At 64.1% G+C, this 8,723-nt stretch carries 7 protein-coding genes; all 7 read right to left on the bottom strand.

The window, feature by feature from the left end:
- The coding region (locus BGN97_RS08720; RefSeq protein ID WP_292700154.1) for a 3'-5' exonuclease at positions 1 to 546 on the bottom strand (546 nt) is incomplete at its 3' end.
- Between the two features lie 159 nt (positions 547 to 705).
- Complete coding sequence (locus tag BGN97_RS08715; protein ID WP_292700151.1) at positions 706 to 1,101, bottom strand: type II toxin-antitoxin system VapC family toxin; 396 nt, start codon at positions 1,099 to 1,101, stop codon at positions 706 to 708.
- Positions 1,102 to 1,344 (bottom strand): type II toxin-antitoxin system prevent-host-death family antitoxin, encoded by a 243-nt coding sequence (locus tag BGN97_RS08710; protein ID WP_292700148.1) that lies wholly within the window; start codon positions 1,342 to 1,344, stop codon positions 1,102 to 1,104.
- Positions 1,345 to 1,415: 71 nt separating this feature from the next.
- Positions 1,416 to 1,730, bottom strand: a complete 315-nt coding sequence (locus BGN97_RS08705) for a hypothetical protein (protein WP_292700145.1) — start codon at positions 1,728 to 1,730, stop codon at positions 1,416 to 1,418.
- Positions 1,731 to 1,748: 18 nt separating this feature from the next.
- Entirely contained in the window at positions 1,749 to 4,556 is a 2,808-nt protein-coding gene (locus BGN97_RS08700; RefSeq protein WP_292700143.1) for an ATP-dependent DNA helicase, read from the bottom strand.
- On the bottom strand, positions 4,553 to 7,159 hold the full coding sequence (locus tag BGN97_RS08695) for a DEAD/DEAH box helicase family protein (RefSeq protein WP_292700140.1): 2,607 nt from the start codon (positions 7,157 to 7,159) through the stop codon (positions 4,553 to 4,555). Before BGN97_RS08695 ends, BGN97_RS08700 begins: the two co-directional genes overlap by 4 nt.
- Positions 7,156 to 8,723: DNA methyltransferase (locus BGN97_RS08690; RefSeq protein WP_292700137.1), on the bottom strand; the 1,568-nt coding region annotated here is incomplete at its 5' end. The genes BGN97_RS08695 and BGN97_RS08690, both read right to left, overlap by 4 nt.

The following is an 8,723-nucleotide window of genomic DNA, read 5'->3' as shown; positions in this document are numbered from 1 at the left end:
GGAGAGCGGGAACGCCGCGTTCGCGGCATCCGTCCGCCAGTCGTCGGAACCGCCCTCGCGCGCGATCAGCGCCGCGAGGATCGCGGCCTTCGCACGGGCGTCGCCGAGCGCGGGCCGCGCCGGGTCGTAGTCGATGTCGAGCACAGCGCACACGTCGCCGAGCCGCGAGACCCCGAACGCCCTGTGCGACCACAGCATGGTGTCGAGCGCGTCGAACGTCGCAGGGAGCACGAATCCGTCGGATGCCAGTTCGGACTTGAGGAACCTCAGGTCGAACTCCTGGTTGTGCGCCACGAGGGTGCGCCCGCTGAGCAGTCCGACCAGGTGCGCGGCGACCTCGCCGATCAGCGGTGCGCCGGCGAGATCCTCGGATCGGATGCCACGGAGCTGAGCCCGCCCCGCGTCACGCTGCGGGTTCACGAGCGTGGTCCACTCGTGCTCCGGGCGCCCGTCGTCGTCGACGAGCACGACCGCGAGCTCGATGATGCGGTCCCCTCGAGCCGGCGAGAAGCCTGTGGTCTCAAGATCGATGACGGCGTAGGCCATTGGATGTTCCCCCTGTTGCAACGTCTGGACGTGCCCTTCGATCTTGGCAGAGGTGTGAGCGGCTGGGTACGGGCATCCGATGATCACCCGCGGGTCTGCCACCACGCGCGGTGATCTGCTGGAACATGCGCCGGATGACCTCACCTCGGCGCGCAGCTGTCAGCGGACCCGGATCAGGCGCGCGGGCGCTCCGTACTCCGCGACCTTCGTGTCGGCCGTGAGCAGCGTGATGCCCTCCAGTCGCGCCTGCGAGACGAGAAGCCGGTCGAACGGATCGCGATGGATGTCGGGCAGGCCCGCCACCCCCGCAGTGTGCGCCCCCGTGATCACAAGTTCGGTGTACCCGTTGTCCAAAAGCTCCCGCCGCAGCACGTGGGGATCGGCGTCGAAATCCTCTCGCCCCAAACCTGATTTGATGGCCACCTCCCAGATGCTCGCCGCGCTGAAAAGCAGCTCGTTTGCCGCGTCACTCAAAAGGGCTACAGCACCGGCCGGGAGCCGCTCGGGCAGGTACGCCGCCCAGAGCAGCACGTGCGTATCGAGAAGAAGCCGCATTCAGGTTCTCCGCCCCTCGAAGAGGTCGGAGATCACGTCGCCGCCGAGCTCATCGAAGTCGTCGGGGATGTGCGCCTGACCCGCGAGGAATCCGAGTCGCCGGGGCGTCTCCGGCGCGTCGACGCGCGTGAGCTTGGCGACGGGGCGCCCAGCCTTGGCGATGGTGATGACCTCGCCCGCCGCCGCTGCGTCGGCCAGGCGAGACAGGTGCGTCTTCGCCTCGTGCATGTTCACCGTGGTCATTTCCCCTCCTCGACTAAGTCTGATTAGTTTAGTCCTTTTTTGGCGGGGCGTAGCCGCTGTCGACCACACGCCTACAGCTTGTCGATCCAGGTGTCCTCGTCACGATCGGACCAGGAGTTGCCAGTCGTGGAGCGCGGACTCGTATGCACACGGCTACGCAGCAGAGAGAGCAGACGCTGCGCATCTTCCCTGTTGAGGTCAGTGACGGCGCTCAGGCGAACACCGATGAGTTCCTCTACGAGGGCGAACTGCTCGCGCGCGGTCGTCAGACCGAGCCGTCCGAAAAGGCCACGGATCTCACTGCGCTGAGAGTCGTACATCGGGAGTTCCCGCGTCGCCGTCCGCTGATCGTCCGAAGGTTCATCGAAGAGGCTCAGAGTGCTCATTCAATCCATTCTTCCGGGTCACGCCTGGACTGCGGGATGGCCTGACGCGAAACGAGGCATCAAGCCCACGAGGTCGTTGAAGGCGCCGTCGCCCGAATGATCGTGTGTGCACTCGAAGCGATTCTGCCGGATGTCCTCGGCGACCGCCGCGACCTTCTCGCGGATGCCGCCGATGAGGTCGGCGTCCACCGGGTCATTGGTGCTCTTGCCCTGATCGTCGAGGTTGAGGATCTGGATGCGGTCTGCCGACGTACCGGACAGCTCCTCGTACCCGAGCGCGTAGATCGCGAGTTGGTCGCGCGTGACGTCCTCATCCTGCGAGCGGTTGGTGGACTTGAAGTCCACGATGGCCGTCTCGTCGGTCACGAGCGACTTGATCAGATCGATGCGCCCATTCACCGAGACTCCGGGAGCGATGTCAACACCGATCTGCTTCTCGGAGTGGATCGTGCGGGTCAGATCGTCCCCGTGCCGGTCGAAGTAACGCTCGATCGCATCGACTGCGGCGGTGTGCAGCTGTTCACGCAGCGCCGGGTACGCGTACGGCGTGTAAAGGTGGCGCGTGACCAGCTCCTCCGCTTCGTTGCGGCTCGGCACGTCATGGGCGAGAGCACGCTTGTGCATTTCGGCGAGCGCGTCGTGCAGCCCCTTGCCATAGCCGAGCGCCTCGTGGATAGGCGGGTTGAAGCCGTACATGAACCGGAGCTTGAACTGGTACGGGCAGTCGAACAGATACTTCAACTCGGAGAACGAGATCGCGATGTTCGGCTTCTCGAGCTTCGGGGTCGGCTCCAGCCGCGGGACATCCGGCAGCCCCTCATCGCTGGTGGACATCCAGGACGACGCGGTGCAGTGCAGATAGAAGTCGGATGCCTTTCCCTGCCCCTTCTTGTCACCGGGCGCGTAGCTGACGTAGAGGTACTTCTGCGCACGCGTGACGGCGACATAGAACAGCCGCGTCTCGTCGGCGATCCCGCCCTTGTATCGGGCTCCATTGATGACGGCGTCGTCGGCGATGATGTGCGGAATGACCTGCAGTCCGCCGACGCCGCGCATCGGGAAGCGTCCGTGACGCAAGAACGGCACGAACACGGCCGGCCACTGCAGGCCTTTCGATCGATGCACCGTGGAGATCACGACAGCATCCGGCCGCACGTACCCGGCGTCCTCATCGGACTCCTCGTAGACGCTGGGCGCCTGGAACCGAAGGAAGGCGACGAAGCCCTCGTACTTGCGGTCCGGGGCCGACGAGAAGTGGATCGCTTCGAAGTCTGAGATCACCTGCGAGAACTTGCCGAGCTGGTACATCACGAGTTCGCGCCTGCGGGCGTCCCCCGGGATCGTCTCCTCGCGAAGCTCCAGCGTCTCCAGAGCGCGCAGGTAGAGCCGCTGGATGTTGTAAGTCCCCCAGCGGTCGCTCTTGTCGAAGTCGGCGCCTTCGTCGAGCACGGCGATCAGCGCCGACCATCGCCCGGGTTCCGGAACCAGGTCGGCCGTGTCCCACAACGAGCGCAGATTGGCCGCCGTGATCTCGCCCATCATGTACTGGAACAGTCCGACGCACGCGCGGATCTCGACCGCGTCGAAGAGCCGCGCGAGGCCCTTGATGAGGAAGGGGATCTTCCGCCGCCTGAACTCGTCCACGAGCGCGTCTGCGTCCTTCACGGAACGGAACAGCACGGCGCAGTCGGACCAGGAGAGTCCCCGCGGAGCGGCGCCGGGCTTGTCGACGAATGGCATCCCCTGCAGATCGATGATCCGCTGTGCGATCCACTCGGCCTCTTCGGCGGCGTCGCCGAACTGCTGTGCGAGCATGTCACCGCGTTCCCAGGGCTGGTGGGATTTGTAGATCATCTTCTTGTTCAGGCGCTCGCTGGAGTTGAGTCGCAGTGCCACGGAGTGACCGAGCTCGACCACCCCCTTCGTGGATCGGAAGTTCTCAGCGAGCTCGATCGTGCGCACGTCGGTGTAGCGCTTCGCGAACGTGATGATGTTGGAGACTTCAGACCCACGCCACTGGTAGATCGTCTGATCGTCGTCGCCGACCACGCACAAGTTCGCCCCGTCGTGCACAAGCCGTTGGACCAGCCGCTCCTGGATGGGATTGACATCCTGATACTCGTCGACGATGACGTATCGGACCTCGTCGCGGATGTGGTCCCGCAACACCCGCTCCGACGACGTGAGATCGTCCGCGGTCTGCACCTTCTCGAGGAACTCGACCGCCTGAACCATCATCGACGTGTAGTCGAAGTACTTCCGGAACTGCAGCAGCTCACGGTACGACGCGAGGCTGGCGGTCACGGCACTCCGAACACGCGAGAAGTCGATCTCGTCCTCCTGGAGGATCGAGAGCGCCGACTTGTACGTGCGCGTGTCCACGTAGCGTCTGAGCGGTGCTTCGACTCCCTGAACGAGCTTGGTGCAGGTCGTGAGGCCCGACCGCTTGCTCTCACGGTCGATCAAGAGCTGCTGAGTGATGTCAGTCAGCACGCCGTACTTGAAGGTCTCCGGCACGTACGTCTGAAGCAGGTCGAGGCAGTAGCCGTGCATCGTGCCGATGTACATTTCCGCGAGCCCCACCACCTCGCCGAGCTCGGCCCGCACGACGGAGTGCACGCGTTCCTTCAGCTCGGCAGCCGCCTTCTCGGTGAAGGTGAAGGCGATCACGTTACCCGGGCGGATACCGGGCTGAGCCAGGATGCGAGCGATTCGCTGCGCGAGCACTTGAGTCTTGCCGGAGCCTGCGCACGCGATCAGCTGAAGCGTGTTGGTCACGTCCGTGATCGCGGCTTCCTGCGACGCGGTGAAGGTCAGCTCGCTCATGCGTACTTCGCTCCGATCTCGGAACCGAACAGGTCGCCGGCACTGCTCTTGGTCTCCCGCACCGCCTGCCGAACCTCAGGATCGAGCATGTCGAGCACACGGAGCTCGCCGGAAGACCCGTTCGTGCCGATCGAGTCGATGCGGTGGAACGCATCGCCATACTTCTCGGCGAACGCAGCCAACCCCCTGAGCTTGAGGATGGAGTCGTCGAGGTGGGTGCCGTGCGGATCGACGATCGACGGACGGATCTCGCTGCCCACACGAGTGAAGATGAGGAAGTCCGGATGCAGTGTTCGCCAGTTCCCGACCCCGTCGCGGTACGGGACTCCAAGCGCGTCCGGACGTGTCACAGACGGGTTCCGATACCAGGCGACGCAGTCGGGCCTCGCAACTTCCTTGCGGATCACCGGCCGCTCCCAGCCGTTCAGGCTCGACAGCGGGAACCAGCCGTCGTCGTCCGCCATGAGGTGCTTGTCGATCAGCTCGGATGCCCTGACCTGCTCGTTCTCGGTCTCGGCGAAGTCCTCGAGCCTAGACTTGGGCCGCGCGAGATCGGCGAGCTGCGGGTCCACGGCCTGCGCACGGATCTCCTCGTACGCGTCGCGTCGCTCATCCGCCAGTCCGCGAAGCGCAACCCGATACTCGCCGAACCACTCCGACACGATGTCCTTGGCCGCTGCGTCGATCTTCTCTCGCACGTTCGGGACAGTCGCGAGGGCGGCCGCCTTCACGAAGGCGGATCGCAGGGCGTCGTCATCCTCGTCCTCAATCTCGGGGTCTGCAAGGTAGTCGACGTAGGACTGCGCGATGTCCGCGCCGAACGCGCGCTTCGCCTCTTCGAAGGCGACCCGGATCGCCCGCCCGTCGGCACGCTCGTTGAAGTCCGAGTAGCTGACCTTCTTGCTCGCGGTCCGCCCCGAGATCGTCATCCCGCGCACGGTCAGCACCTCGATCTCCGCGTTCCGGAGATCGCCGTCGTACCGCTCTGCGAGCGACTCGAGTGTGTTGTGCATCTGCGCCTTCACCGAGGCGACGGCGCCTTCACGCAGGCCGTCTGCGGCCAGTGCCTGCGCGAGACTGACGAGCTGCTTGACCGGACGGGAACCACGACGCGGAATCACCATGCTGGGCAGCTGATCCCACACCTCCCATACCTCGGTCGGAATCGCACTATTCGGCACGAGCTCTCTCGGGTCGATGAGCACCTTCTGTCCGGTGCTGGGCATCGAGTCGGTCATGCCCGTGAGGTACTTGACGACGTTGCCTGCGGTCGTCCGGTCGAAGTGCGGGAGGATGCAGTCGACCGCGTTCAGCCGATCCTGGCCCGGGATGCGGCGCGCGAGCGGCGTGCGCACCATCCGACCGAGCAACTGGGTGATGTGCGTGTGGTCCTTCGCCGGGCGGAACGAGACCAGCACCTCGGCGCGAGGACAGTCCCACCCCGTCGAGATGCCGTCCTTCGCGATGAGCACGCGCACCTGCGTGTCGTCCTGCACACGTTGCGGCTCGATCCAGTCGACGTCCCACGAGCCGAACGTGAGCACCTTGTGGTCACCGAGCACGTGACGCACTCCGACGGAGGTGAGGTCCCCGAGCTCGGCCTGGATCGTGTCGAGCCACAGACCCACATCGTCGGTGTTCTCCGTGTTCGGGATCTGCAGCACGAGCAACGGGACGACCTTCTCCGCACTCGTCTCGCCGGGCAGGTCCTTCTGTTCCGCGAGGTACCGTCCCCAGCGCCTCGCGGACTCCTTCAGTTTCCGTGCTGCGCGCGTGGTGAGCGCGGTCTCGAGGTTGCCCGCTTCGGCGGGGATGTCGAGGGCGATGACGTCCTTGATGAGCCCGGACTGCTGCACGCGGGCCGGGTCGACCGACACGGGCGGGAGCGTGGTGCGTCCGTCGCTCGCCGCCTCCTTCATCGCCTCGGTGAAGCGGTCGATGGTGGCGGAGATGCCCCAGACGATCGGGATGGGAAGGCCGGTTCTCTCACCGCTCACGAGACTGCGCACGATGGTCGGCTTGTCACGAGACGTCTTGCCGTTGAACCCGCGGTGCGCCTCGTCGAGCACGAGATAGACGGTCAGGCCCTCGTCTTCGATGGTGTTCTGCAGCGTCTCCCAGATGTTCCACGCGAGGTCGTCCGGAGGTGCGGTGAAGATTCCTTCGGCGTCGGCTGCTGCAGCCTGTTCGGCTCCCCTCGTGAGCAGCGAGGTCTTGGACAGGCGTTGCGTGTTCAGGAAGTAGACGTGCTGCGGTTCGAGGGTCGGAACCGCGAAGGGCGGCTTGATCGTGATGAGCCGGTCGTACGACAGCTTCTCGGATGCCTGTACCAGGCGCCTCTTCGTCTGCTCGTTCAGATTCGGGTCGTCCGAGAACCAGATGACCACCGCGCCCGGATCCGGCTCGAACTCGAGTTCGGCGTCGCCGTAGAAGAGCGCCTCGATGGCGGCGGCCGCCATCACCGTCTTGCCCGCGCCGGTCGTCGCGGTGAGGGCGAAGGATGTCTCCATGCCTTCGTTCTGATAGAACTTGCGAGCCCGGCGGAGGTTGTCGAGCGTCTGCACGACGGCGTCGCGCTGGTAGTCCTTGAGCGTGAATCTCACCGCACACCCCGCATCGCGTCGATTTCGAAGTTGCGCAGGTACGAGTCGTACAGGCGCACCACCTCGACTTCCTCAGGCAGCGCGTTTGCGATCGCCTCGAAGAAGCGGTCCTCGTCCGTCACGATGAAGGCGATCCGCGCTTCCGGATTCGCAACCATCGCTGCGACGAAGGCGTCGGTCTTATCGATGTCGTCGATCACGCCGTATGTCTCCGCCACATCCCAGCCGTCGGGAAGCGCCTCGATCCGGCGTCCCTGGGAGCCGGCACGCAGCCAGAGCAGCGGAGCGATCCTGGCGAACTCTCGATGCGACTGCACGCGCATCGGCGACTCGTAAGTCAGAGTGAAGAACTCGACGTTCTCCTCGAAGCCGTCGGCCATCGGGAACTCGTCGGTGAACTTGTAGTCGCCCTTGATCGGGTCGCCGTTCGGAGTCCTGCCTGTGATCGCGGCCTGGATGCGCGGCTTGGTGATGTAGTCGCAGATGCCCCACCGCTCCCACTCTGGATCGCCGGGACGGAGGCCGGCCGCACGGAGCTTCTTCTGCTCGTCCGCACTCACCTCGTTGTTGGTGATGCTGATCGAGCGACGGCGCCCGCCGTCCTGCTTGTTCAGGCGCATGACGGCGTGGGCGGTCGTGCCGGAGCCGGAGAAGAAGTCGACGATTGTGGCGTCGGGTTTGTTAGCTACAACGAATCGCAACGCATCTTCCACTGCGAACAACGCCTTCGGAAACGGAAATGAACGATCCGGCATTATTTGGTTAATTATCTTCGTCCCATGCCAGCCCGCATTATGGGAGACGCGATTCCAGACCGTTTTCGGCGACCGAACATTTGCACCCGAGCGTTCCTCGAGAATCGCGGAGCCATCGTCGCGTCGACCGATAACGGCGATTTCTCCACGATCGATTCTCTCCTCGGTGCCGGAGCGGACAGACATTGCCGACCAACCAGACTCTGTCTTCTTTGATCGCCCGAGTCGCAACAGACCCTTGCCATGCCATCGCCGCGCAATCTCGACGCCGGTTCGCCATCGCCCTTCACCTCCGTCATCGAACAACGGCCATACCGGCACCGTGCCTTCGGGCACGTGGACCGAATATCTCGATACTCCGAGGGGAACCGGATCGCCAACGCTGACCAGACGCCCTGTTTCTGGATCCACAAACAAAGGAAAGAATAAGTTCTTCGAGTCCTCGCGCCGGGTCGCCTTACCGGCCTTGCCACCTCGAATGTATTGAAACCAGAGCTGACTCTTCTCTGAATAGTTGCTCGTTTCATTCAGCATGTCATCGGCAACTTTGGCAACCTCGGCATCTCCAAGGAAAACAAAGTACAGATACTCGTCTGCACGAGAGAACATCCCTACACGCGTAGATCCTTGAACGCTGATAACACTGGTGATCATCTGAATTCGCGCCTCCGGAAACACCTGCTCCAGCAGCATCCCCAGCCGCAGGTACTCCTTCTCGTCGATCGTGACGATGAGCACGGAATCATCCGGGTTCAGCAGTTCCTTCGCGAGGAGCAGGCGCCGCTCCATAAAGGCCAGCCATTTTGAGT

The organism is Microbacterium sp. 69-10 (assembly GCF_001897945.1).
GTDB lineage: Bacteria > Actinomycetota > Actinomycetes > Actinomycetales > Microbacteriaceae > Microbacterium.
This window is presented reverse-complemented; position numbering and strand designations above follow the sequence as displayed.

Bases quoted from the DNA above. Each gene is read 5' to 3' on its own strand.
- BGN97_RS08715 (WP_292700151.1), bottom strand. From the start codon at position 1,101: ATGCGGCTTCTTCTCGATACGCACGTGCTGCTCTGGGCGGCGTACCTG.
- BGN97_RS08710 (WP_292700148.1), bottom strand. From the start codon at position 1,344: ATGACCACGGTGAACATGCACGAGGCGAAGACGCACCTGTCTCGCCTG.
- BGN97_RS08705 (WP_292700145.1), bottom strand. From the start codon at position 1,730: ATGAGCACTCTGAGCCTCTTCGATGAACCTTCGGACGATCAGCGGACG.
- BGN97_RS08700 (WP_292700143.1), bottom strand. From the start codon at position 4,556: ATGAGCGAGCTGACCTTCACCGCGTCGCAGGAAGCCGCGATCACGGAC.